The sequence below is a fragment of the Streptomyces sp. NPDC005794 genome (assembly GCF_042871445.1).
GTDB lineage: Bacteria > Actinomycetota > Actinomycetes > Streptomycetales > Streptomycetaceae > Streptomyces.
Window position 1 is genome coordinate 94564 of sequence record NZ_JBIAIN010000024.1, and the last position, 22791, is coordinate 117354.

General features: G+C 70.2%; 18 protein-coding genes. 10 read left to right on the plus strand and 8 right to left on the minus strand.

Annotated elements, in window-relative coordinates:
- Position 1: 1 nt before the first annotated feature.
- A complete protein-coding gene (gene hemG / locus ACFYQ5_RS30975) occupies positions 2–1489 on the minus strand; it encodes a protoporphyrinogen oxidase (protein ID WP_389202344.1) in 1488 nt (495 codons plus the stop codon).
- Between the two features lie 127 nt (positions 1490–1616).
- Between hemG and ACFYQ5_RS30980 the strand changes: the two genes are divergently transcribed.
- Both ACFYQ5_RS30980 and ACFYQ5_RS30985 read left to right on the plus strand, forming a co-directional pair.
- On the plus strand, positions 1617–2600 hold the full coding sequence (locus tag ACFYQ5_RS30980; protein WP_389202346.1) for a DUF4349 domain-containing protein: 984 nt from the start codon (positions 1617–1619) through the stop codon (positions 2598–2600).
- Positions 2601–2651: 51 nt separating this feature from the next.
- The gene (locus ACFYQ5_RS30985) at positions 2652–4031 is read left to right on the plus strand and encodes an FAD-dependent oxidoreductase (RefSeq protein WP_389202347.1); all 1380 of its coding nucleotides are present in this window, start codon (positions 2652–2654) and stop codon (positions 4029–4031) included.
- Between the two features lie 200 nt (positions 4032–4231).
- On the opposite strand, the gene hemE is transcribed toward ACFYQ5_RS30985, so the two are convergent.
- Positions 4232–5275 carry a uroporphyrinogen decarboxylase gene (hemE, locus tag ACFYQ5_RS30990; protein WP_389202384.1) on the minus strand — a complete coding sequence of 348 codons (1044 nt, stop codon included), beginning with the start codon at positions 5273–5275 and terminating at the stop codon, positions 4232–4234.
- A 158-nt stretch (positions 5276–5433) separates the two neighbouring features.
- Between hemE and ACFYQ5_RS30995 the strand changes: the two genes are divergently transcribed.
- The 8 genes from ACFYQ5_RS30995 to ACFYQ5_RS31030 all read left to right on the plus strand — a co-directional run bounded on the left by ACFYQ5_RS30995 (position 5434) and on the right by ACFYQ5_RS31030 (position 14208).
- Entirely contained in the window at positions 5434–6093 is a 660-nt protein-coding gene (locus ACFYQ5_RS30995; RefSeq protein ID WP_389202349.1) for a DUF3000 domain-containing protein, read from the plus strand.
- A 222-nt stretch (positions 6094–6315) separates the two neighbouring features.
- Positions 6316–6978, plus strand: a complete 663-nt coding sequence (locus ACFYQ5_RS31000) for a response regulator transcription factor (RefSeq protein WP_033300087.1) — start codon at positions 6316–6318, stop codon at positions 6976–6978.
- Positions 6979–7245: 267 nt separating this feature from the next.
- A complete protein-coding gene (locus ACFYQ5_RS31005; RefSeq protein ID WP_389202351.1) occupies positions 7246–8520 on the plus strand; it encodes an HRDC domain-containing protein in 1275 nt (424 codons plus the stop codon).
- A 281-nt stretch (positions 8521–8801) separates the two neighbouring features.
- Positions 8802–10022: a thiolase family protein gene (locus ACFYQ5_RS31010; RefSeq protein ID WP_389202353.1), complete on the plus strand. Its 1221-nt coding sequence runs from the start codon at positions 8802–8804 to the stop codon at positions 10020–10022.
- Positions 10019–12151 carry a 3-hydroxyacyl-CoA dehydrogenase NAD-binding domain-containing protein gene (locus tag ACFYQ5_RS31015; protein ID WP_389202354.1) on the plus strand — a complete coding sequence of 711 codons (2133 nt, stop codon included), beginning with the start codon at positions 10019–10021 and terminating at the stop codon, positions 12149–12151. Before ACFYQ5_RS31010 ends, ACFYQ5_RS31015 begins: the two co-directional genes overlap by 4 nt.
- Positions 12152–12385: 234 nt before the next feature.
- Positions 12386–12508: a hypothetical protein gene (locus ACFYQ5_RS31020; RefSeq protein WP_389202356.1), complete on the plus strand. Its 123-nt coding sequence runs from the start codon at positions 12386–12388 to the stop codon at positions 12506–12508.
- Between the two features lie 180 nt (positions 12509–12688).
- Positions 12689–13789: an LCP family protein gene (locus tag ACFYQ5_RS31025; RefSeq protein ID WP_389202358.1), complete on the plus strand. Its 1101-nt coding sequence runs from the start codon at positions 12689–12691 to the stop codon at positions 13787–13789.
- Between the two features lie 17 nt (positions 13790–13806).
- Positions 13807–14208 (plus strand): NTP pyrophosphohydrolase, encoded by a 402-nt coding sequence (locus ACFYQ5_RS31030; RefSeq protein ID WP_389202359.1) that lies wholly within the window; start codon positions 13807–13809, stop codon positions 14206–14208.
- A gap of 5 nt (positions 14209–14213) precedes the next feature.
- On the opposite strand, the gene ACFYQ5_RS31035 is transcribed toward ACFYQ5_RS31030, so the two are convergent.
- The 6 genes from ACFYQ5_RS31035 to ACFYQ5_RS31060 form a co-directional block, all read right to left on the minus strand.
- Positions 14214–15716, minus strand: coding sequence for an amino acid permease (locus ACFYQ5_RS31035; RefSeq protein ID WP_389202361.1), 1503 nt, complete (start codon positions 15714–15716; stop codon positions 14214–14216).
- A gap of 144 nt (positions 15717–15860) precedes the next feature.
- Positions 15861–17777 carry a 1-deoxy-D-xylulose-5-phosphate synthase gene (dxs, locus tag ACFYQ5_RS31040; protein ID WP_389202364.1) on the minus strand — a complete coding sequence of 639 codons (1917 nt, stop codon included), beginning with the start codon at positions 17775–17777 and terminating at the stop codon, positions 15861–15863.
- Between the two features lie 172 nt (positions 17778–17949).
- A complete protein-coding gene (locus ACFYQ5_RS31045; protein ID WP_389202366.1) occupies positions 17950–19227 on the minus strand; it encodes a sugar ABC transporter permease in 1278 nt (425 codons plus the stop codon).
- Complete coding sequence (locus ACFYQ5_RS31050) at positions 19224–20012, minus strand: ATP-binding cassette domain-containing protein (RefSeq protein ID WP_389202368.1); 789 nt, start codon at positions 20010–20012, stop codon at positions 19224–19226. Before ACFYQ5_RS31050 ends, ACFYQ5_RS31045 begins: the two co-directional genes overlap by 4 nt.
- Before the next feature lie 187 nt (positions 20013–20199).
- A complete protein-coding gene (locus tag ACFYQ5_RS31055; protein WP_389202369.1) occupies positions 20200–21312 on the minus strand; it encodes a sugar ABC transporter substrate-binding protein in 1113 nt (370 codons plus the stop codon).
- A gap of 119 nt (positions 21313–21431) precedes the next feature.
- Complete coding sequence (locus ACFYQ5_RS31060; RefSeq protein ID WP_389202371.1) at positions 21432–22631, minus strand: ROK family protein; 1200 nt, start codon at positions 22629–22631, stop codon at positions 21432–21434.
- Positions 22632–22791: the final 160 nt, after the last annotated feature.

Here is a 22791-nt window from a genome sequence, read left to right on the forward strand (position 1 = left end):
GCTATTGTCCCGCCTCGCTCCCGGTGCCCCGAACCCGGGTCCGCGTGTTGTCGATCTCCCCTGCGGCCGCGCCCGTGAGGTCCTGGACGATCTCGTCCGCGGCGCGGTGCGCGCTCGCGACACAGGCCGGGATCCCGACGCCGTCGTACACCGCTCCGCACACCCTCAGACCGGGCAGCTTGGCGACCTCGTCGCGGATCCGGGCGACCCGTCCGAGGTGGCCCACGGGGTACTGGGGCAGCCCGCCGATCCACCGGGTGACCTCGGTGTCGACGGGACGGGCCGTCAGCCCGGTCGCGGTGGCCAGATCGCCCAGGGACGCGGCGACGAGCTCGGAGTCCTCACGGTGCAGGTGCTCCTCCTCGCCGTAGCGGCCGACGGAGGTGCGCAGCACGAAGAGGTCGGGGGCCGCGTCGGCGACCCACTGCCACTTGTTGCTGGAGAAGGTGGCGGCCTTGATCGTGCGCCCGTCGACGGGCGGTACGAGGAATCCGGAGCGCCCCTGGAGCGCGTCGGCCCCCTCGATGCCGGAGCGCCGGAACGCCATGGTGACCAGCGCCATCGAGGCGTACTCGACGGCCGCGAGCTCGACCGAGGCGGCCGGGCACTCGGCGGCGAGCAGGGTGGACGCGGACCAGGCGGGGGTGGCCAGGACGACGGCGTCGGCGGCGATCACCCGGCTGTCGGTGCGCACGGCCCAGCCATCGCCGGTGCGGGTCAGGCCGAGCACCGGGGTCTCCGTGAGGATCTCGGCACCCCCGGACCGTACGGCGTCGGCCACGGCACCCGGCAGGGTGCCGATGCCCCCCTCGATGCCCTGGAAGACCGGTCCGGTCTGCTGCCGGGCGGCGGCCCGCTCCTGGATGCGGCGTACGCCGTCGAGGAGCGGGCCGCCCTCCTTCACCGCTTCGAAGAGCTGGGGCACGGCGGCGCGCATCGAGATCCGGTAGGCGTCGCCGGCGTACACCCCGCCGAGCAGCGGCTCCACGAGCCGGTCGACGACCTCCCGGCCGAGCCGGTCGGCGACGTACGAGCCGACCGCGACGTCGTCGCCGACGGCGGTCGGGGTGAGGTCGCGCTCCTCGGCGATCCTCGCCAGACCCTCGGGCGAGAGCACACCGCTGACGGCCGCCGGGGCGCCCGGCACGCCCATCACGTGCCCCTTGGGCATCGGGCGCAGCGCGTCGCGGGTCCAGACCGAGGCGGCGGCGGTGGCGGGCGGCCGGAGCCGGTCGCCGAGCCCCACCGCGGTTGCCAGCGCGACCGCTTCGGGCCGCCGCGCGAGCATCGACTCGGCACCGAGGTCGACCCGGGTGCCCGCGATCTCGCCCGTCATCAGCTTGCCGCCGAGCCGGTCCGTCGCCTCCAGGACGGTGACCCGGAGTCCGGAGGCCAACAGCCGGTGGGCGGCTGCGAGTCCGGCGATGCCACCGCCGATGACGACGGCATGGCCCGTACGTGTGGTGTCGCGCTGAAGAGGACGCTGCATGGGTCCACTCTCTCAAACCCTGTACGAGTCCTGAACGTGACCACTTCGAAACCCCTGATCGGCAACCCGCGCACGGGTCCCGCACGTCGAATCCGCACCATCGACAACAGCCCTGGGGGGACGCGTCATGCCATACGGACGCCACACGGACAGTCATCCACCCACTCGACCGGACCGGCGCCGCACCCGTGCGTCGGCAGCCGCGGCACTGCTCGCGATGCTCCTGGCCACCGGCGCGTGCGGCGCCTCCTCCGACAGCGGCGGACAGGGGCTGAACTCCGCGTCCGACGAGAAGGCAGCGGCGCCCGCGGCAGCCGGTGCCGGTGCCGGTGGGAAGTCGGCTGCGAAGCCCGCCGACGGTGCCTCCTCGGCGCCGCGGCCTGGGTCCACGGTCGCCGTCCATGTCATCCGCACGGCCGGCCTCACCATCGAGGTGAAGAGCGTGCCGAAGGCGGTCGCCGCGGCACGCGACGCGGCGGAGGGCGCCGGTGGAATCGTCGCGGACGAGACCACGGAACGGGTCGACGACTCCCACGACATGTCCCATCTCGTCCTGCGCGTGCCGCAGGCCCGGTACGACGAGGTGCTGCGCAGTCTCGCGGGGTCGGGGAAGCTGCTGTCCCGTACGTCCGACGCGAAGGACGTCACCGGGGAGGTCGTCGACGTCGAGAGCCGGATCGCCACCCAGCGGGCGAGCGTCGCGCGGGTCCGCGATCTGATGGACAAGGCCGAGAAGCTCACCGATGTGGTGACGCTGGAGGGCGAACTGAGCAGCCGGCAGTCCGACTTGGAGTCGCTGCTCGCCCAGCAGGCATCACTGGAGGACCGCACCTCGCTGGCGACGATCACGCTGGACCTCAGCGAACCGTACGAGGAGGGAGAGGACCCCGGCGAGGAGGACACCGGCTTCCTGGACGCGCTGGGCGGCGGCTGGGACGCGTTCGTGACCATGCTGCGGTGGATCGCGGTGGCGTTCGGTGCCACGGCGCCGTTCCTGGTCGCCGCGGCCGTCCTGGTGCTCCTGTGGCGGCGGCTGCGCGGCCGTCTGCGACCGCGCCCTACGACGCCCCAGGAGGCCACGGAGACCTCTGAGGCCCCACCGGCCCCGTAGGCGCCGTAGCGTGGGCCTCCGACCTGCATCCTGCGGCGAAGGGACCTGACTGTGGCGGCGGAGCGACTGGTGATCGTCGGAGGCGACGCGGCGGGCATGTCCGCCGCGTCGCAGGCCCGCAGGCTCAAGGGGCCCGACGCGATGAGCATCGTCGCCTTCGAGCGCGGCGACTTCACGTCGTACTCCGCCTGCGGCATCCCGTACTGGGTGAGCGGCGACGTGGAGGGGCCCGACGACCTCATCGCCCGCACGCCCGAGGAGCACCGGGCCCGTTCCATCGATCTGCGCACCCGTACCGAGGTGACGGAGATCGACGTCGCCGGGCACCGTGTACGGGCGCTGGACCGCGACAGCGGCGAGACGTACTGGACGGGCTACGACAAGCTGGTGATCGCCACGGGCGCCCGGCCGGTGCGCCCCGATCTGCCGGGGATCGACGCCCCGGGGGTCCACGGGGTGCAGACCCTGGGCGACGGCCAGGCGCTCCTGGAATCGCTGGACCGTGCTCCGGGGCGACGGGCGGTGGTCGTCGGTGCGGGCTACATCGGCGTCGAGATGGCCGAGGCGATGCTCAAGCGCGGCTTCGAGGTGACGGTGCTCAACCGCGGCGCGCAGCCGATGGCGACGCTCGATCCGGACATGGGACGGCTGGTCCACGACGCGATGGACGGGCTGGGCATCACCACGGTCAACGGCGCGGCGGTCACCCGGATCGACACCGGCCGGGACGGTCGGGCCACGGCGGTCGTCACGGACGGGGGGACCTGTCCCGCGGATGTCGTCGTGCTCGGCATCGGCGTCGAGCCGGAGACCGGCCTGGCCCGCGAGGCCGGTCTGCCGCTGGGGCCGCACGGCGGCCTCCTGACGGACCTGTCGATGCGCGTCGTGGGACAGGACGACATCTGGGCGGGCGGGGACTGCGTCGAGGTCCTGGACCTCGTCGCCGGCCGCACCCGGCACATCGCGCTCGGTACCCACGCCAACAAGCACGGCCAGATCATCGGGTCCAACGTCGGCGGCGGCTACGGCACCTTCCCCGGCGTGGTGGGTACGGCGGTGAGCAAGGTCTGCGACCTGGAGATCGCCAGGACCGGGCTGCGCGAGAAGGACGCACGAGCGGTCGGCCTGCGCTACGTCACGGCGACGATCGAGTCGACGGGGCGTGCCGGCTACTACCCGGGAGCGAAGCCGATGACGGTGAAGATGCTCGCGGAGTACCGGACGGGCCGGCTCCTGGGCGTGCAGATCGTCGGCCGCGACGGGGCGGCGAAGCGCGTGGACGTCGCGGCGGTGGCGCTCACCGCCGGGATGACGGTGGAGGCCATGACGGCCCTCGACCTCGGTTACGCCCCGCCGTTCTCCCCGGTCTGGGACCCGGTCCTGGTGGCCGCCCGCAAGGCTGTGGCGGCGGTGCGGGCGGCGGGCGGTTAGGTTCGTCCGTTCCGGGACGTCCCGCCGATCGTGGCCGGTGGCCTCCGGAAATGACTCCTCCCTTCGACGCGGCCGTCCGCGCCCGGCTGCAAGCTCCCCGTACCCGGTACGCCGGCACCGTCCTCGCCGACGGAGCACCGTGGGTCAGCCCGGTGCGGGTGGGCCTGGAGGCCGGCCCGGCAGGATCCGAACGGAAGGCCTCAGCGCGCCGTCTGCTCGTGCACGTACTCGACGAGGCGCGTCAGCGCGTCCGGGGCCGTGGCCGGCATGACGCCGTGTCCGAGGTTGAAGATGTGGCCCTCGAGACCGGCGGCGGCGTCGAGCACCTCGCGGGCCTTCGCCTCCACCGCCTCGGTCGGAGCGAAGAGCACCGCCGGGTCGAGGTTGCCCTGGAGCGCCTTGCCGGGACCGACGCGGCGGGCCCCCTCGTCCATCGGGACGCGCCAGTCCACACCGACGACGTCCGCGCCGGCCTCGCCCATGAGGCCGAGCAGTTCGCCGGTGCCGACGCCGAAGTGGATGCGCGGGACGCCGTACGACGCGACGGCGTCGAACACCTTCGCGGAGGCCGGCATCACGGAGCGGCGGTAGTCGGCCGGGGCCAGGGCGCCTACCCAGGAGTCGAAGAGCTGGACCGCGGACGCGCCGGCCTCGATCTGGACCTTCAGGAACGCACCGGTGATCGCCGCGAGCCGGTCGAGCAGATCCGCCCAGAGCTCCGGCTCGCCGTACATCATGGCCTTGGTGCGCTCGTGGTTGCGGGACGGGCCGCCCTCCACGAGGTAGCTCGCAAGAGTGAACGGCGCACCGGCGAACCCGATCAGCGGCGTGGCTCCGAGCTCCGCGGTGAGCATCCCCATGGCCTCGGTGACGTACGGGACGTCCTCGGGGGTCAGGTCACGGAGCCGGGCCAGATCGGCGCGGGTGCGGATCGGCTCGGCGATCACCGGGCCGACGCCGGGCTTGATGTCGAGGTCGATACCGATGGCCTTGAGCGGTACGACGATGTCGCTGAAGTAGATCGCTGCGTCGACCTTGTGACGGCGTACGGGCTGCAGCGTGATCTCGGTGACCAGCTCCGGCATCATGCAGGAGTCGAGCATCGCGATGCCCTCGCGGACCTTCAGGTACTCGGGCAGCGAGCGCCCCGCCTGGCGCATGAACCAGACCGGGGTGTGCGGCACCGGCTCGCGGCGGCAGGCCTTGAGGAACGCCGACTCATGGGTGGCGGATGGTGTCCGCAGGCCCGACGAGGGGCCCTCCCCTGATCGGACGGGGCTGAACTCTCGGGGAAGGTCGTTGGCACTCACGCACAGAATCTTCGCACGGAGCGGCAACGAGCCGGACGTCGCATGGGTGTCCCTCCCTGCACGGCGCTCCGGTTCCGCCTACTCTTCCCCGCATGGCTCCGGCTCAGGGACAATTTTCCGATCATTCCGATGGCACTGACAGCGAGGAGGGCGCGGAGGGCGACACCGTCCCGCTCGCGTTCCGGTCGGCGGTCGACGCGCTGCGTTCCGCCCGTCTGCGCCCCGAACTGGAGGTCGAGCCCACACGGCCGCCGCAGCGGCTCGCCCCGCACGCGTACGCCGTGGAGGCCGCCGTCGTGGAGGGCGAGGACGATCTCGCCGACGGCCGCCTGGTCCTCCTGCACGACCCGTCCGGACACGACGCCTGGCAGGGCACGTTCCGCTTGGTGACACTCGTACGGGCCGAACTGGAACCGGAGATGGCGGCCGACCCGCTGCTGCCCGAGGTGTGCTGGTCCTGGCTCACGGGTGCGCTGGAGGCCCGTGGCCTCTCGTACGGGGAGGCCGGCGGGACGGTGACGCGCGCCGGCTCCCACTACTTCGGCGCGCTGTCCGCGCGCCACCCGGCCACGCAGATCGAGATCCGGGCCTCGTGGACGCCGCGCGAGGGGCACGGCGGGGTGCCGGACATGGGTGCGCATCTGGTTGCCTGGGGCGATCTGCTCTGCCAGCTCGCCGGCCTGCCGCCGTCCGGCACGGCCGACGCGGCGGTGGTGACGCTGCCCCAGCGGCGCGGGCCCCAGGCCCCCTGACACTGCGTCACCTTTCGGAGGGAACCGGTCGCACAGAGGCCGGCTCTCTTTTCGTACAATCGATCGCGCGTCCTATTTGCCCGAATTGTTACTCACTAAATCGTGATCTTCCTCTAAAGGAGGACGCACCTGCTGCCGAAGAGGTCAATGACCCTTCAAGCACGGTTCGCCCCGGCTTCATCCCCGAGCCGGCCCGTCCCGCCACTCCCCCCAGGAGGCCTGGTGTCCGTTCTCCTCGAGCAGCCCGCAAGCCTGGTCGCCTACCGCCCGAACAAGCCGACGGCCATGGTCGTCGTGGCCGACCCGCGCGTCCGTTCCACCGTCACCCGCCATCTGTGGGCCCTCGGAGTTCGTGACGTCATCGAGGCGTCGTCCATCGCGGAGGCCCGCCCCCGCGTCGGCAACCCGCGCGACATCTGCGTTGCCGACGTCCACCTGCCCGACGGTTCCGGGCTGACCCTGCTGTCCGAGACCCGAGCCGCCGGCTGGCCGAACGGCCTCGCCCTCTCCGCCGCCGATGACATCGGCGCGGTACGCAACGCCCTCGCGGGCGGCGTGAAAGGCTATGTCGTCACCGGCACCCGTACCAACATCGGCCATCCCACCCGTCCCGGCGTCGCCCCGATCGGCGCCAACGCAGCCCGAATGCACCGCAGGCCTCCCGGTTCCCCGAGCCACCCGGGCGGCTACCGAGAACTCTCCGGTCGTGAGGTGGAGGTGCTCCGCCTGGTCGCCGAAGGCCAGTCCAACAAGGCCATCGGCGTCTCGATGGGCCTCTCCGCCCTCACCGTCAAGAGCCACCTCGCCCGCATCGCCCGCAAGCTCGGCACCGGAGACCGTGCCGGGATGGTCGCCGTGGCCCTGCGCACGGGCATCATCCACTGACCCCCCTGAGGCCTGTCGTTCGGATCATGCTGGGCTCACGAACCCTGGCACCGCACCTCGCGGTGATGCCGCCGGTCGCCATGGCTCCCTCCTCCGCCTCGCGAGCACGGCACCGGGCCCCGCTCCCTGTTCCAGCCTGATCCGAACGACAGGCCCTGACCCACCGGCACCTGCGCGGATGCGTAACCGGCCGGTTTACGTGCATGGCCGCCCGTCGACGGAACGTTCCGTCGACGGGCGACGCACATACACAGATACCCTTGGCATGTGACCGACGCCCAAGAGACCGCAGAAGCCAGTTCACTGCGAACCACCGGGGGCGCTCCCCCGGACGACGTCGCCCCGGCGCCGATCCCCTTGCTCGAACCGCGCGAGGGCATCCCCCCGGTGGTGGCGTCCGACGATGCGCTGGCCCGGGTGATCGCGGACTTCGCCGCAGGCACCGGCCCCGTCGCCGTCGACGCCGAGCGCGCCTCCGGCTATCGCTACGGGCAGCGCGCCTACCTCGTACAGCTGCGCCGCGAGGGCGCGGGGAGCGCGCTGATCGACCCCGTCGGCTGCCCAGACCTGTCCGGGCTCGGCGAGGCCCTGACCGGAACTGAGTGGATTCTGCACGCCGCGACCCAGGATCTGCCCTGCCTGCGCGACATAGGCATGACCCCGACCTCGCTGTTCGACACGGAGCTCGCCGGACGGCTGGCGGGATTCCCGCGGGTCGGCCTGGGCGCCATAGTGGAGAACGTCCTCGGCTACGCCCTGGAGAAGGGCCACTCCGCGGTCGACTGGTCCACCCGCCCCCTGCCCGAACCCTGGCTGCGCTACGCCGCGCTCGACGTCGAGCTGCTGGTGGACCTGCGCAACGCCCTGGAGGAGGAGCTGGACCGGCAGGGCAAGCTGGAGTGGGCGCTGGAGGAGTTCGCCGCGATCGCCTCGGCGCCGCCCGCTCCCCCGCGCAAGGACCCGTGGCGCCGGACCTCCGGCATGCACAAGGTGCGCCGCCGCCGTCAGATCGCGGTCGTCCGGGAGCTGTGGACCGCCCGTGACCAGGTGGCGCAGCGCCGCGACATCTCGCCCGGCAAGGTGCTCGGCGACGCCGCGATCATCGAGGCGGCCCTGGCACTCCCGGCCGACGTGAACGCGCTCACCGCGCTGCCCGGGTTCGGGCACCGCATGGGGCGCCGTCAGCTGGAGCAGTGGCAGGCGGCCGTCGACCGGGCCAAGAAGCTGCCGGAGTCGGAGCTGCCGCAGCCCGGTCAGCAGCCGGCGGGTCCGCCGCCGCCCCGCTCCTGGGCGGACAAGGACCCGGCCGCCGCGGCCCGGCTGTCGGCGGCCCGTGCCGCCGTATCGGAGCTCGCCGAGCGGCTGCACCTGCCGCAGGAGAATCTCATCACCCCGGACACCGTGCGCCGGGTCTGCTGGGAGCCGCCCAAGGTCCTGACCCCGGACACGGTGGAGAGCGCGCTGGCCGGTCACGGGGCGCGCCACTGGCAGATCGAGCAGGTCGGCCCCCTGCTGCTGCGGGCCCTGGACGCGAGCGCCTGAGGCACCCCGAACACGCGTGCGCCCCCCTGCCGGATCCGCCTCCGGCAGGGGGGCGTACGCGTGTCGCGGCCACACCACGGACCGACTCGTCGAGGAGGATCGAATTCACGCCACTTAACCGGCCTTCCCAGGGCACCGGTGACGCCCCCGTCGCGTGTGACGTTCACCGCTCCGGTGGTGGGGGGTGGGCAGTCTGGTTACCCGCAAGTAGCATGAGGGGCGTGGCGCGCCGATGTGTGCGTCCGCAGCAGTGCCATCCCGCACCCTGGAGGAGAGCCACCGTGCCTCGTACCATCCGGGACGTCGTCTTCGTCGACGGCGTCCGCACCCCGTTCGGCAAAGCGGGCCCGAAGGGCATCTACCACGAGACCCGCGCCGACGATCTCGTCGTGAAGGCCATCCGGGAGCTGCTGCGCCGCAACCCGGACCTGGACCCCGCGAAGATCGACGAGGTCGCCATCGCCGCGACCACCCAGATCGGTGACCAGGGCCTCACCCTCGGGCGCACCGCCGGAATCCTGGCCGGGCTGCCGCAGTCGGTGCCCGGTTACTCCATCGACCGCATGTGTGCGGGCGCCCTGACCGCCGTCACCTCGACGGCCGGCTCCATCGCCTTCGGCGCGTACGACGTCGTCATCGCCGGCGGTGTCGAGCACATGGGCCGCCACCCGATGGGCGAGAGCGTGGACCCGAACCCGCGCCTCGTGTCGGAGAAGCTGGTCGACGAGTCCGCCCTCTTCATGGGCATGACCGCGGAGAACCTGCACGACAGGTACCCCTCGATCACCAAGCAGCGCGCCGACGAGTACGCGGTCCGCTCGCAGGAGAAGGCCGCCAAGGCGTACGCCAACGGCACGATCCAGCAGGACCTGGTGCCGGTCTCCGTGCGCCGCACCAACGCCGAGGCCGGGGAGACGGGCTGGGGCCTGGTCACCGCCGACGAGCCGATGCGCCCGGGCACCACGCTGGAGTCGCTGGCCGGCCTGAAGACCCCGTTCCGCGCCCACGGCCGCGTGACGGCCGGTAACGCCGCGGGTCTCAACGACGGCGCCACCGCCTCGCTGCTCGCTTCCGAGGAGACCGCCCGCGAGCTGGGTCTCCCGGTCAAGATGCGTCTCGTGTCCTACGCCTTCGCGGGTGTCGAGCCGGAGGTCATGGGATACGGCCCGATCCCGGCGACGGAGAAGGCCCTGGCCAAGGCCGGCCTCTCCATCGACGACATCGGTCTCTTCGAGATCAACGAGGCCTTCGCCGTGCAGGTGCTCGCCTTCCTGGAGCACTACGGCATCGCCGACGACGACCAGCGCGTCAACCAGTACGGCGGCGCGATCGCCTACGGTCACCCGCTGGCCTCCTCCGGCGTCCGCCTGATGACTCAGCTGGCCCGCCAGTTCGAGGAGCAGCCGGAGGTCCGCTACGGCCTGACGACGATGTGCGTCGGCTTCGGCATGGGCGCCACGGTCGTCTGGGAGAACCCGAATTTCGACGGAGGCAACAAGTGAGCACCACCACCACTGAGCTTCTGAAGGGTGCGGCCGAGCTGTTCCCCGGCGAGGTCGTCACGCAGGCGCACGTACGCCATCTCGACCTTCCCGGCGGTGCGGGCCGCTTCGCCCTCATCACGCTGGACAACGGCCTCGACCACACCAAGCCGACCACCGTCGGCCCCCAGTCGCTGGCGAACCTGAACGCCGCCGTCGACCAGGTCGAGAAGGAGGCCGCCGAAGGCGCGATCGTCGGTGCCGGTGTCACCGGCAAGCCGTTCATCTTCGCGGTCGGCGCCGACCTCAAGGGCGTCGAGCTCCTCAAGAACCACACGGACGCGCTGGCCATCGGCAAGGGCGGCCACGACGTCTTCCGCCGCCTGTCCGGCCTCGCGGTCCCGACGTTCGCGTACTACAACGGCGCGGCCATGGGCGGCGGTGTCGAGATCGGTCTGCACTGCTCGTACCGCACCGTCTCCACCGCGATCCCCGCGTTCTCACTGCCCGAGGTCTTCCTCGGTCTGGTCCCCGGCTGGGGCGGCTGCGCACTGCTCCCCAACCTGGTCGGCGCCGACCGCGCCGTCTCGGTGATCATCGAGAACTCGCTGAACCAGAACCGTCAGCTCAAGGGCAAGCAGGTCTTCGAGCTCGGGATCGCCGACGCGATCTTCGAGGGCGCGGACTTCCTGGAGCAGTCGCTGATCTGGACCGCGTCCGTCCTCAAGGGCGAGATCGCGGTCGAGCGTCCCGAGGTCGACCGCGGTGACGCCTGGGACCAGGCCGTCGCCCGCGGCAAGGCCGTCGCGGACTCCAAGGTGCACGGCGCCGCCCCCGCCGCGTACCGCGCGCTGGAGATCATCGCCGCGGCCAAGGACGGCGACCTGAGCGCCGGCTTCGACGCCGAGGACCAGGCCCTCGCGGACCTGATCATGGGCGGCGAGCTGCGCTCCGGGATCTACTCCTTCAATCTGGTGCAGAAGCGCGCCAAGCGCCCGGCCGGCGCCCCGGACAAGTCCCTGGCCCGCCCGGTCACCAAGGTCGGCGTCGTGGGCGCGGGCCTGATGGCCAGCCAGCTCGCGCTGCTCTTCCTCCGCCGCCTGGAGGTACCGGTCGTCCTCACGGACATCGACCAGGAGCGCGTCGACAAGGGTGTGGGCTACGTCCAGGCCGAGATCGACAAGCTGCTCGGCAAGGGCCGCATCAACCAGGACAAGGCCAACCGCCTCAAGGCCCTGGTCTCCGGTGTGCTGGACAAGGCGGAGGGCTTCTCCGACGCCGACTTCATCATCGAGGCCGTCTTCGAGGAGATCGGCGTCAAGCAGCAGGTGTTCGCGGAGGTCGAGGCGGTCGCCCCGGCGCACGCGATCCTCGCCACGAACACCTCGTCCCTCTCGGTCACCGAGATGGCGTCGAAGCTGAAGAACCCCGAGCGGGTCGTCGGCTTCCACTTCTTCAACCCGGTCGCGATCCTCCCGCTCCTGGAGATCGTCCGCGGTGAGCAGACCGACGACGCCTCGCTGGCCACGGCCTTCGGCGTCGCCCGCAAGCTGAAGAAGACGGCGGTCCTGGTGAAGGACGCCCCGGCGTTCGTCGTCAACCGCATTCTCACCCGCTTCATGGGCGAGATCCAGAACATCATCGACGAGGGCACCCCGGTCGAGACGGCGGAGAAGGCCATCGAGCCCCTCGGCCTGCCGATGTCCCCGCTGGTGCTGCTGGAGCTGGTCGGCCCCGCCATCGGTCTGCACGTCTCCGAGACCCTGAACCGCGCCTTCCCGGAGCGCTTCACGGTCTCCGAGAACCTCGCGGCAGTCGTCAAGGCCGGCAAGCGCGGCTTCTACGTCTATGGATCCGGCAAGCCGGAGCTGGACCCCGAGGTCGCCGCACTCCTCAAGCAGGGCGACACCGTCCTGACGGAGGACCAGGTCCGTGACCGCGTCCTGGACGCGGTGGCGCAGGAGATCGGCCTGATGCTGGACGAGGGCGTCGTCGCCGAGGCCCAGGACATCGACCTCTGCCTGATCACCGGCGCGGGCTGGCCCTTCCACCTGGGCGGCATCACGCCGTACCTGGACCGTGAGGGCGTCTCGGAGCGGGTCAACGGCAAGCGGTTCCTGGCGCAGGGCGTGGCGAGCGTCCCGGCGTAACACCTGACGAAGAGCGGCGAAGGGTACGGCTCGGCCACGGGTCGTACCCTTCGCTGTGCCCGGATCGCCCGGAGAGCCATCGGGCCGACGGTGCGCACCACTGCACGGCCTACGCCCTCGACGCATCCCTCTCGGGCTCGCACAGGCCGCTGTTCGGCATCCGGTCGTCACATGTTCGACATTTCTCCTCCGAAAGCCCACCAGACCTTTCATTGCTGTCTAAAGTTCAGTCCGATGCTTCATGAGCTCCGGCGAGTGCTGCACCCGTTCCTGATGAACCAGCACGTCCGCACGACGCTGCTCCTGGACGTCCCCCTGGTGGCCGGCGCCATCGGGCTCGGTCATCCCTGCCGGTGAGCGGCTCGTGCGCATGCTGCTCCCGCAGGAGCGTCAGCCGAGGGTCGTCTGCAAGCCCCACCCGCTGGCCGGCACCCGCTCCCCCGCCTCAGCCTCCCCCGCACATGTGGACCGGCCCCACCCGAGTCCCCATCACCACACCCAGCCCTCACGGGCCACAGACCAAGGGACGCGTGCAGGATGAGCCACGACGCCGTAACCCCGGGCCCGCGCGCCTCACGACGGGCGGAAGCGCCGAAGCAGGGCCGGAAGAAGCCCCGTGAGCGCCGCCGCGGCCTCAAGATCACGCTCGGGGTCCTGCTCGTGCTCCTGCTCGCGGGCGGTGGCACGGCGTACTGGATGTACCAGGACCTCGACGGCAACATCAAGGGCGTCGACATCGACCAGGCGCTCGGTGAGGACCGTCCCGAGAAGCTCCCCACCACCGGGCAGAACCTGCTCGTCCTGGGCTCCGACTCACGCGCAGGGGCGGAGAACAAGGAGCTGGGCGGAGGCGGCGGTGTCAGTGGGGCACGGTCCGACACCGCGATGGTGGTGCACCTACCCGAGGGCCGGTCCGAGGCCGTCGCCGTGTCCATCCCGCGCGACACCCTGGTGACCCGGCCCGAGTGCGTCAAGGACGACGGTTCGAGGACGGCATCCGCGGAGCGGGTCATGTTCAACTCCGTCTACTCCCAGGCCGGTCCGGCCTGCGTGGTCAAGACCGTGGAGAAGATGTCCGGGGTCCGGATCGACCACTACCTGGAGATCGACTTCGCGGGCTTCAAGGACCTGGTCGACGCCATGGGCGGAGTCGACGTGGAGGTCGAGGAGCCGATCAAGGACAAGGTCTCGGGCCTCGACCTGGCCGCCGGCACGCACAGGCTCGACGGCACCGAGTCCCTCGCCTATGTGCGGACCCGGCACGGCGTGGGCGACGGCAGCGACCTGGGCCGGATCGGGCTCCAGCAGCAGTTCCTGATGGCGCTGCTGAAGGAGATCAAGTCCCAGGACCTGCTGGGCAGTCCGGCGACCGCGTACAGGATCGCCAATTCCGCGACCAAGTCGCTGACCACCGACGAGGGGCTCGCCTCGCTGACCTCGCTCAGCGAGTTCGCCCGCTCGATGAACGGCGTCGACCCCGCGTCGATGGAGACGATCATGCTGCCGGTCGCCTACGACGAGCAGGACCCGAACCGTGTGGTGGCGTCGGAACCACAGGCCGGCGACCTCTGGAAGGCGATCCGGACGGACGGCAGGATTCCCGAGTCGGCCAAGAAGTCTCCGGCCACCGGCGGCTGATCTGCCATCCTGCAGGGATGACCGTGGAGCAGACCCTGGTGATCGTCGACGCCGCCAACGTGGTGGGGTCCGTGCCGGACCGCTGGTGGCGGGACCGGCACGGCGCTGCCGAGCGGCTGCGGGACTCTCTTGTCCTGTACGCCGCCGAGGGGCTGCCCGGGCACCCCGGCCCGGTGGAACTCGTGCTCGTCGTGGAGGGGGCGGCCCGGGGGGTCGTGTCCGTGCCGGGGGTACGGGTGGAGGCGGCGCCCGGCAGCGGGGACGACCTGATCGCCTCCCTGGCGGCGTCCGCCCAGGGTGTGCGGCCCTGCGTCGTGGTCACGGCCGACCGTGGACTGCGGCAGCGGGCCGAGGCGTACGGGGCCCTCTGTACGGGTCCGCGTACGGTACGGCCGCTGCCACGGTCACGGCAGGGCTGACCACGTCAACGGGCCTTCGACATACGACTGTTCCGGCGTCCGTACACGAAGTAGATGATCACGCCGAGCACCATCCAGATCCCGAAGCGGAGCCAGGTCTCCGCCGGCAGGTTCAGCATCAGCCAGACCGAGGCGGCCACCGAGACGATCGGGAGCAGCGGTACCCACGGGGTGCGGAAGGCCCGGTGCAGGTCGGGGCGGGTGCGGCGCAGGACGATGACGCCGAGGGCCACGACCACGAATGCGAAGAGCGTGCCGATGTTCACCAGGGTGGCCAGCTCGTTGATGCTCGTGAAGCCGGCCACGATCGCGATGACCACACCGAGCAGGATCGTCGGGCGGTACGGGGTACCGAAGCGCGGGTGCGTGACCGAGAAGAACCTCGGGAGCAGTCCGTCGCGGCTCATCGCGAAGAACACCCGGGTCTGGCCGAGCAGCAGGATCATGCAGACCGTGGTGAGGCCGACCGCGGCGCCGAAGCTGATGACGCCCGCGTAGAAGGGGTGTCCGACGGCCTTGAAGGCATCGGCGAGCGGGGCGCTGACGGACAGTTCGGAGTAGTGCTGCATGCCGGTGACGACGATCGACACGGCGACGTAGAGCAGGGTGCAGATGACGAGCGAGGCGAGAATGCCGCGCGGCATGTCACGCTGCGGGAGCTTGGTCTCCTCGGCGGCGGTGGCCACGACGTCGAAGCCGATGAAGGCGAAGAACACGACGGACGCCGCGGTGAAGATGCCCATGATGCCGAAGTTCGTCGGTTCGTAGCCGAAGATCAGCTGAATCAGTGGTGCGTCCAGGCCCGAGCCCGAGGGCTGCTTCTCCGCCTCGGGGATGAAGGGTGAGTAGTTGGCCGACTTGATGAAGAAGAGGCCGGCGATGATCACGATGCCCACGACCACCAGCTTGATGACGACGACCACCGTGGTCACCCGGGCGGAGAGTTTCATCCCGAGCACCAGGACCACGGTCAGGATCAGCACGAGGACGAAAGCCAGGATGTCGAAGCCCAGGCCGCTCGCCACGTCCGGGCCGGAGAGCGTCTCGGGCATCGTCCAGCCGACGTTGTCCAGGAGGGAGCGGACGTAACCGGACCAGCCGACGGCCACCACCGCGGTGCCCAGGGCGAATTCCAGCACCAGGTCCCAGCCGATGATCCAGGCCACGAGTTCGCCCAGAGAGGCGTACGAGAAGGTGTACGCCGATCCGGCCACCGGGACGGTCGAGGCGAATTCGGCGTAGCAGAGGGCGGCGAGCGCACAGACGATGCCCGCCACGACGAACGCGAGGGCCGTGGCGGGGCCCGCCGTCTCCTTGGCGACCTTGCCCGTGAGGACGAAGATTCCGGTGCCGATGATGACACCCACCCCGAAGACCGTGAGGTCGACCGCGGAGAGGGACTTCTTGAGAGTGTGCTCCGGCTCTTCGGTATCGCGGATGGACTGTTCGACCGTCTTGGTCCTGAACAGTCCCTTCTCGCTGGGGGGAGTGTCATGCTGCGTGCTCACCGGCGTACCTCCACGCACTCGTCGTGGACGCCATGATTCGGAACCAGCCCTTCCCGCACGCTCCCTACGCCCCGGTTTCACGCGAATGGGCCGGTCGGACCACCCGAGTGGGGTGGGCGGCCGGCCCATGTGCGTGCGGGCGGATCAGTCGCGGACGGGCTGCTCCACGACACGGCTCTCGTAGCGTCCGTCGAGCTTGGCGACCAGGCCGGTGACCTGGCGGGCGATGTCCGGCGCGGTCAGTCCGATCTCGGCCAGGACCTCGCCGCGCGTGGCGTGGTCGAGGAAGACCGGCGGGATGCCGAAGTCGCGCAGCGGCACGTCGACGTCGGCGTCGCGCAGAGCCTGGGCGACGGCGGAGCCGACACCGCCGGCCCTGCTGTTGTCCTCGACGGTGACGACGACCCGGTGCTCCGCGGCGAGCGGGGCGAGTGCCTCGTCGACGGGCTTGACCCAGCGCGGGTCCACCACGGTCGTGGAGATGCCCTGGGCGTCCAGCAGGGCGGCGATCTCCAGGCACATCGGGGCGAGCGCGCCGACGGAGACCAGGAGGACGTCCGGCGCGTCCGTACCCGCCGTACGCAGGATGTCCATGCCGCCCGCCGTACCCACGGCCTTGACCGCGGGGCCGACCGCGCCCTTGGAGAAGCGGACGACGGTGGGCGCGTCGTCGACGGCGACGGCCTCGCGCAGTTGGGCGCGGACCTGGTCGGCGTCGCGCGGGGCGGCGATGCGCAGGGTCGGCACGCACTGCAGGATCGACATGTCCCACATGCCGTTGTGCGAGGCGCCGTCCGTGCCCGTGACACCGGCCCGGTCCAGGACGAAGGTCACTCCGCACTTGTGCAGGGCGACGTCCATCAGGACCTGGTCGAAGGCCCGGTTGAGGAAGGTGGCGTAGACGGCGAAGACGGGGTGCAGCCCGCCGGTGGCGAGGCCCGCCGCGGAGACCGCCGCGTGCTGCTCGGCGATCCCGACGTCATAGATCCGGTCCGGGAAGGCCGCCTCGAACTTGCCGAGGCCGACGGGCTGGAGCATGGCCGCCGTGATGGCGACGATGTCCTCGCGCTCGTGGCCCAGCTTGACCATCTCCTCGCCGAAGACCGAGGTCCAGTCGAGGCCGGAGGTGGAGATGGGCAGGCCGGTGTCCGGGTGGATCTTGCCGACCGCGTGGAAGCGGTCCGCCTCGTCCTCGAGGGCGGGGGTGTAGCCGCGGCCCTTCTCGGTGAGGCAGTGCACGATGACCGGGCCGCCGAAGCGCTTGGCCCGCTGGAGCGCGGACTCCAGGGCCTCGATGTCGTGGCCGTCGATCGGGCCGACGTACTTCAGGCCGAGGTCCTCGAACATGCCCTGCGGGGCGATGAAGTCCTTGAGGCCCTTCTTGGCGCCGTGCAGGGTCTCGTAGAGCGGCCTGCCGACGACGGGCGTGCGCTCCAGGAGGTCCTTGCCGCGGGCCAGGAACCGCTCGTACCCGTCGGTGGTACGGAGGGTGGCGAGGTGGTTCGCGAGGCCGCCGATGGTCGGTGCGTACGAGCGCTCGTTGTCGTTGACGACGATGACGAGGGGGCGGTCCTTGGCGGCGGCGATGTTGTTCAGCGCCTCCCAGGCCATACCGCCGGTGAGCGCGCCGTCACCGATGACCGCGACGACGTGGTCGTCCTTCTTCAGGATCTCGTTGGCCTTGGCGAGGCCGTCGGCCCAGCCGAGCACCGTCGAGGCGTGCGAGTTCTCGATGACGTCGTGCTCGGACTCCGCGCGGGACGGGTATCCGGAGAGTCCGCCCTTGCTCTTGAGCTTCGAGAAGTCCTGCCGGCCGGTGAGCAGCTTGTGCACATAGCTCTGGTGGCCGGTGTCGAAGAGGACCTTGTCCTGCGGGGACTCGAAGACCCGGTGCAGGGCGATGGTCAGCTCGACCACGCCGAGGTTCGGGCCGAGGTGGCCGCCGGTCTTGGCCACCTCCTCGACGAGGAAGGTACGGATCTCGCCTGCGAGCTGGTCGAGCTGCTCGAGACCGAGCCGGTCCAGGTCGCGCGGTCCCCTGATGCGGGTCAGCAGGTCCACCCGTGCCTCCTTGCTTGTGAGCTGGTCGAGCGTGTCGATCCGATGAGTCTAATGTTCCGCCGGCGGCCCCGGTCATCGGGCGGCACATTCCGCCGCGCCGCCGGGACAGGGCGGACGCGCACGTGCCCGGCATCACGGGGGATGCCGGGCACATGTGCGCAGGTGCGGACGGTCAGGCGCGGCCCGCGGTCTTCTGCGTCCTGCGGGTGACGGAGTCGATGACGACCGTGGCGAGAAGCACACCACCGGTGATCATGTACTGGACCGGGGTCTTGATGCCCTCCAGCGACAGGCCGTACTGGATCGAGACGATCACCATGACACCGAGCAGGGCGTTCCAGGTGCGGCCCCGGCCACCGAAGAGGCTGGTGCCGCCGATGACGGCCGCGGCGATGACGTTCATCAGGAGGTCACCGGTGCCGGAACCCTGGTTGACGGCCGCGATCTTGGAAGCCCAGAACAGGCCGCCGATCGCCGCGAAGGTGCCGGCGATGGCGAACACCGAGACACGGATCGCGGTGACGTTGATGCCGGCACGACGGGACGCCTCGACGCTGCCGCCGAGCGCGAAGATCTTCCGCCCGTAGGTCGTACGGCGCAGAACGAAGTCCGTGCCGACCAGAACGATGAGGAAGAGGACCAGAGCCAGCGGGAGACCGCGGTACTGGTTGAACATGTACGCCGCGGCGAAGGCGAACACCGCGAGCACGACGGTGCGCACCACGATGTCGGTGACCGGCCGGGAGGGGACGCCCGCTGCCTCACGGCGGCGGCTGTCCAGGAACGCCGAGAGGAAGAAGGCGATCACCGCGAGAGCGGCCAGGCCGTACGCGGCGGCGACGTCCGTGAAGTAGTACGTGGTCAGCTTGCCGACCACGCCGTCGCTGTCGAGGTTGATCGTGCCGGTGTCGCCGAGGAGCTGGAGCATGAGCCCCAGCCAGAACAGCAGGCCGGCGAGGGTGACGGCGAACGCGGGGGCGCCGATCCTGGCGAAGAAGAAGCCGTGGACGGCACCGATGACCGCGCCGCTGACGATCGCGACGACGACGGCGAGCCACTCGTTCATGCCGTTGGTCACGCTGAGCACGGCCACGACGGCACCGGAGACACCGCTGACCGAACCGACCGACAGGTCGATCTCGCCGAGCATCAGCACGAAGATGATGCCGACGGCCATCATGCCGGTGGCCACCATCGCCACGGCGATGTCGCTGATGTTCTTCGCGGAGAGGAACTCGGAGTTCAGGCTCTGGAAGACCACGCAGATGATGATCAGGCCGATGATCACCGGGATCGAGCCGAGGTCGCCACCGCGCATCTTGCGCTTGAACTCGGTGAGGTACCCGGCGAAGCCCTGCTCACGCACGAGCAGCCGGGGGTCGACCGCGGTGTCCGCGCCCTTGGCGGCCTCCGGGTTGACCACGGCCGTGGACGTCTTGTCGGTTGTCACTTCTTGGCCTCCGCGTTACGCGCCGCACGACGGGTCACGGCGTTCTCCGTGGCGCCCGTGATGGCGGAGATGATCTCTTCCTGCGACGTGGTCTTCACGTCGAAGACACCGTTGTTCCGGCCCAGCCGGAGCACGGCGACCTTGTCGGCGACGGCCTTCACATCGGCCATGTTGTGGCTGATGAGGATGACCGCGTGACCGCGTTCGCGCAGCCGCTCGACGAGGTCGAGGACCTGTGCGGTCTGCTCGACGCCGAGGGCGGCGGTGGGCTCGTCGAGGATGACGAGCTTGGGCTCACCGAGCATCGACCGGGCGATGGCGACGGTCTGGCGCTGGCCCCCGGAGAGCGAGGCGATCGGGATGCGCACACTGGGGATGCGGATCGACAGCGTGGACAGGAGCTCGCGGGAGCGGCGCTCCATCTCGACCTCGTCGAGGATTCCGAACTTACGGATCTCCCGGCCGAGGTAGAGGTTGCCGACGACGTCGATGTTGTCGCAGAGCGCGAGGTCCTGGTAGACGGTCGCGATGCCCAGGCCCTGGGCGTCGTTCGGCTTGTTGATCTGGACCGGCCGGCCGTCCCACTCGATGACTCCGTCATCGATCGGGTGCACCCCGGCGATCGTCTTGACCAACGTTGATTTACCGGCGCCGTTGTCGCCCACCAGGGCGACCACTTCACCGGCGTGGACCTCAAGCTCTACTTCGGTGAGCGCCTGGACGGCACCGAATCGCTTGGAGACCCCTCGCAACGCCAACACGGGCGTAGCGGACACGTGAACCATCTCCTTCGCCGCCTGACCCGGCGGGGATGCCGCGCCTGAGGGAAGGCGCGGTGGTCGAGCAGAAGAGTAAGAAAAAGCAGAAGCGTTCCGTCCGGCGCCCAGCCCGGTAGCGGGACAGTTGGTGGGCGGGCGCCGGACAGGCCTGGGGCCGCTCGGCGGGGCCGGGGCCGCCACCGAGCGGTGGGAGCTAGTTCTTCAGACCGATGGAGTCGCAGGCGGCCTTGTACTTGGCCGTGCAGATCTCGTCGATCGTCCAGATGCCATCCTTGATGATGGTGTCCTTGATGTTGTCCTTGGTCAGCGAGACGACCGGGACGAGGACGGTCGGAATGCCCTTCGTGTCACCGTTGTCGACCTTGGACGTGGCGATCGAGTCGAGCTTCTCGCCCTTGGCGAGCGCCACGGCCATCTCCGCGGCGATGACGCCCTCCTGCGGGTACGACTTGTAGACGCTCATGAACTGCTCACCGCTGACGATGTGCTGCACGCCGGCGAGTTCGGCGTCCTGGCCGGTGACCGGCGGGAGCTTGGAGATGCCCGCGGACTTGAGCGCCTGGATGATGCCGCCCGCCATGCCGTCGTTGGCGGAGTAGACGCCGTCGATCTTGTCCTTGCCGAGGGCCGTGATCGCGCCCTCCATGTTGGCGTTGGCGTTCTCGGCCTTCCACTCCTTGGTGTCGTACTCCTTGCCGTACGTCACCTTGCCGTCGAGCACCGACTTGGCGCCCTTCTTGAAGAGCTTGGCGTTCGGGTCGGTGATCGCGCCGTGCATCATCACGACGGTGGGCTTGGCCTTGCCCTTCAGGGCCTCCAGCAGGGCCGTGCCCTGGACGCGGCCGACCTCTTCGTTGTCGAAGGAGGTGTAGGCGTCGATCGGGCCCTCGGCGAGGCGGTCGAAGGCGACGACGGGGATGCCCTCGGCCTTGGCCTTCTTGACGCTCGTCTCGATGGCCTTGGAGTCGACGGCGTCGATGATGAGCGCGTCGACCTTGTTCGTGATCATGGTGTCGACCTGCTGCGCCTGCAGCGTGGCGTCCTGCCGGGCGTTGGAGTAGACGACCTCCGCCTTGTCGCCCGTGAGCTCGCTGACCTTCTTCTCGATGATCGGCTTGTCGAACTTCTCGTAACGGGCCGTGCCGTTCTCGGGAAGAAGCAGACCGATCTTGAGGTCGTCGCCCTTCTTGGCCGACTCCGAACTGGTCTTGTCGCCGGACTCCTTGGCACTCCCGCAAGCGGCGAGCGAGACGGCCATGGTGGTGGCGGCGACGGCAACGGCGGCACGACGCATACGCGTGTTCATTTCGAACCTCCCTGACGAGGCCGCGACGTTGCGGCCGAGGTGGCTGGAAGTCAACTCGGCCACAGAGGCGACGTCAAGGAGTAAATCCTTAACGAGATGACAACGGTGCCATTCGTTATCTAAGTGAAGGCAGGAGACGCCGCAGGGAGGGTGCTTTCCAAAAGGGTTGAATCCCCCATCTCACTGAGTACGAGGGCCAACGCGCCCAGCACCTCGGCCCGCCCTCCGAGCGCTCCGGGGAGCACGGAGAGCTGTCGCGCGGCACTGGGAATGGCATAGCGCGAGACCGAGTCACGGATGGGCGCCAGCACCAGCTCGCCCGCCTCCGCGAGCGATCCGCCGAGCACCACCCGGCTCGGGTTGAGCAGGTTGCACAGGTTCGCGACCCCGCTGCCGACGTGCCGGCCGACGTCCCCGATGACCCTGCGGCAGCCCGGATCACCCTCGCGGGCCAGCTGGACCATCCGCTCCATGGTGAGATCGGCCCCGTGGCTGGGCTTCAGCAGCGGCAGGACGTACCGGGCGGCGGTGAAGGTCTCCAGGCAGCCACGGTTGCCGCAGCGGCAGACAGGGCCCGACTCGTCGAGGGTGATGTGGCCGATCTCGCCGGCCGTGCCGCCGGGGCCCCGGTAGATGCGCCCGTCGATCACCAGGCCGGCGCCGACACCGCTGGCGACCTTGATGTACGCGAGGTCCTTGACGCCCCTGCCGCTGCCCCAGACGAGCTCCCCGAGCGCTCCGAGGTTGGCGTCGTTGTCCACGTACACCGGCACGCCGAGGCGGCCGGCGAGCTCCTGACCGGGATTGATGCCCGTCCAGCCCGGAAGGATCGAGGTGGAGCCCAGCGTGCCGGACTCGACGTCGATCGGACCCGGCACACCGAGGCCTACGCCGATCACCTTCCCGGGACTGATCCCGGTGGTCTCGACCAGGCGGTTGACCAGCTGTTCGGCCCGGCCGAACCCCTGGGCCGACGAGGCGTCCACATCGAGCGGCTCGGATTCCTCGGCCAGCACCTGGTGAGCCAGGTTGCCGATGGCCACCCGAAGATGGGTGTGCCCGAAATCCACCCCTATGACAATGCCCGCGTCCCCACTCAGGGAGACACTCCTGGCACGGCGCCCGCCCGCCGAGGTGGGGGTCACCTCGACCGTGCCGCTGTCCTTGAGTTCACGGACGATGTTGGAGACAGTGGCTGCGGAGAGACCGGTACTCCTGGCGATCTCGGCCTGGGTCAGGGACCCCGCCATCCTTACGGCACGTACGACCCGCTCAAGGTTGGCCCGATGCAGAGATGTCTGCGACCCCGGAGTCTCCATCGACTCTCTCACTCCTGCCGTTTTCTCTAACATGTGAACCCTAAGCTGAGCGTTTTGGGGTGCCCCCCGTCAAGACCTTGAGCAGTCGCAGCCTCCGATGAGCATGGGGCCTCCACATCCGAACAGAGGGGAAACCGGTGCAAATAGCATGGAACCACCC

Coding starts and splice junctions, on each gene's coding strand:
- hemG (WP_389202344.1), bottom strand. CDS start 1,489: ATGCAGCGTCCTCTTCAGCGCGACACCACACGTACGGGCCATGCCGTC.
- ACFYQ5_RS30980 (WP_389202346.1), top strand. CDS start 1,617: ATGCCATACGGACGCCACACGGACAGTCATCCACCCACTCGACCGGAC.
- ACFYQ5_RS30995 (WP_389202349.1), top strand. CDS start 5,434: ATGGCTCCGGCTCAGGGACAATTTTCCGATCATTCCGATGGCACTGAC.
- ACFYQ5_RS31020 (WP_389202356.1), top strand. CDS start 12,386: ATGCTTCATGAGCTCCGGCGAGTGCTGCACCCGTTCCTGATGAACCAG.
- ACFYQ5_RS31025 (WP_389202358.1), top strand. CDS start 12,689: ATGAGCCACGACGCCGTAACCCCGGGCCCGCGCGCCTCACGACGGGCG.
- ACFYQ5_RS31030 (WP_389202359.1), top strand. CDS start 13,807: ATGACCGTGGAGCAGACCCTGGTGATCGTCGACGCCGCCAACGTGGTG.
- ACFYQ5_RS31050 (WP_389202368.1), bottom strand. CDS start 20,012: ATGGTTCACGTGTCCGCTACGCCCGTGTTGGCGTTGCGAGGGGTCTCC.
- ACFYQ5_RS31055 (WP_389202369.1), bottom strand. CDS start 21,312: ATGAACACGCGTATGCGTCGTGCCGCCGTTGCCGTCGCCGCCACCACC.
- ACFYQ5_RS31060 (WP_389202371.1), bottom strand. CDS start 22,631: ATGGAGACTCCGGGGTCGCAGACATCTCTGCATCGGGCCAACCTTGAG.